The organism is Borreliella yangtzensis, from assembly GCF_014201775.1.
In the GTDB taxonomy this organism is placed as follows: Bacteria; Spirochaetota; Spirochaetia; order Borreliales; family Borreliaceae; genus Borreliella; species Borreliella yangtzensis.
Genome location: NZ_JACHFG010000055.1, coordinates 1 through 2,009, shown reverse-complemented (window position 1 = coordinate 2,009; position 2,009 = coordinate 1). Strand labels below are relative to the sequence as shown.

The window sequence follows — 2,009 nt, the reverse complement described above, 5'->3', positions numbered from 1 at the left end:
AAATTAGAATATAATAAAGTATTTGGTTCATATTATTATGAATTATTAGAAATGCTAGAAAATGGAAACAATGCTTTAAAACTAAAAGAATTTAGAAAAAAGGTTATATAGTATTGAATATGAGAAGAATACCAGGAACAAGGAATTTTTAGAAAATGGATAGAAAAACCTCTAAAATAATAACAATTGCGTCAATTAAAGGCGGTGTTGGCAAAAGTACCAGCGTTTTATTTTATAGCAATATATTAGCTAAAGAAAAATATAAAGTATTGATAATTGACAGTGACCCACAAGCTAGTATCACCAGTTATTTTTTATTCAAATTAAAAGAACAAAATGTAGATGTTGAAAATTACAATCTTTATGAAGTCTTTAAACAAAGAAAATACATAGAAAATTGTATTTTCAAAGTATCTAATTATCTAGACTTAATTCCTAGTTCATTAGGACTATCTGTTTTTAATTCAGAAAGTATACCATTACAAGACAATCTTTTAGAAAAAAGACTTTTAACTATTAAATCTAAATATGATTATATAATAATTGATACAAATCCTAGTCTAGGGCATCTTTTAAACAATGCTTTAGTAATTACCAATTATTTGATAATACCAATTAATTCTGATCTTTGGGCAGTTGAAAGTATAGATCTAATATTAGATGCAATAAATAAAGTTTATAGAAACGATATTAATCCATATTTTTTAGTGACGGGGGCTTTAGAAAGACAAAACATTGACAAGGAAATAATATTTAACTTAGAGAATAGATATAAAGAAAATTTAATAGGAGTTATTCCTAAGAGAGATGACATCAAAAAGACTCTGTTTTATAGGAAAGAATTTTCTTCAAAAACAGACTATTATAAAGAATATAAAGAATCTTTAAACAAAATGTTAAAGATAAAATAACAAAAAAAAATAATCCAGTAATGGACAAATAAGGAGCTTGAATGAGTGTTAAAAATAAGATGATAATAACCAAAAGAGTAGATATAAAGGAAAATATTTCTAAAATGGAATCGTTAGAAGAAATTCATAAAGAAGAATATTTAAGATTGAAAGATAAATTAAAAACTTTGACAACAGATGACATTTATAATAAAATAGAAACAGCAAAAATATTAAACATAATTAATCAAAAAAAATTGTATATCTTGGATGGGTATAAGAATTTTTATAGCTTTTTAGCTAATTTTAAAATCGCTAAATCTCAAGCATATAAGTATATAAAAATAGTATCGGGTGTAGAAAAAGGTATTATTGATTACAATTTTATTGCTAATAATGGTATTGAAAAAGCAATTAAGCAATTGGAAAGTAACAATGTTATTAAAAAGTCTAAACAAAATCCAATAAAGCCCTTAAGATTTCAACTTAAAAAGCAAGAAAGTTACGATTTTTATAAAAATCATGCTAAATTTACAGCGTTTATTTTGGAAGAACTTCTTGAAAATCAAAAGGATTTCCTTAATAAGCTTTTAAAAAAATATAAAGAATTAAGAGGATAATAAAGAGGATTTTATGAATAATTTAGCGTATAGAACATATAATATAGAAAGTATAAAAAATGAATTTTTAAATATAGGATTTAGCGAGGAGGCAATAGATTTTGTTTTTCTTCATAATGATAATTACAACTTTGAATATTTAAAAGAGAAATTGATTGATGTAGAAAAGAATTTACGAAAAGATATATCTAATTTAGACTCTAAGATAGATAATGTAGAAAAAAATTTAAATACAAAGATAGATTTTGTAGAAAAAAATTTAAATACAAAGATAGACAATGTAGAAAAAAATTTACAAAAAGATATATCTAATTTAGATACCAAGATAGATTTTGTAGAAAAAAATTTAAATACAAAGATAGATGGTGTATTTACCAAGATAGATTTTGTAGAAAAAAATTTAAATACAAAGATAGACAATGTAGAAAAAAGTTTAAACGAAAAACTTAGCATGGGAAACAGACTAGTACATTTTATGATAATAGCAGCAGCAATTCTT

Annotated in this window: 3 protein-coding genes; all 3 read left to right on the top strand. The window is 23.2% G+C overall.

The window, feature by feature from the left end; genetic code table 11:
• Nucleotides 1-155 precede the first annotated feature (155 nt).
• Nucleotides 156-911 carry a ParA family protein gene (locus HNP68_RS06655; RefSeq protein WP_183221665.1) on the top strand — a complete coding sequence of 252 codons (756 nt, stop codon included), beginning with the start codon at nucleotides 156-158 and terminating at the stop codon, nucleotides 909-911.
• A 41-nt stretch (nucleotides 912-952) separates the two neighbouring features.
• Nucleotides 953-1,510 (top strand): chromosome replication/partitioning protein, encoded by a 558-nt coding sequence (locus HNP68_RS06650; RefSeq protein WP_183221663.1) that lies wholly within the window; start codon nucleotides 953-955, stop codon nucleotides 1,508-1,510.
• A 13-nt stretch (nucleotides 1,511-1,523) separates the two neighbouring features.
• A partial coding sequence (gene bdr / locus HNP68_RS06645; protein WP_183221661.1) for a Bdr family repetitive protein occupies nucleotides 1,524-2,009 on the top strand: 486 nt, incomplete at its 3' end.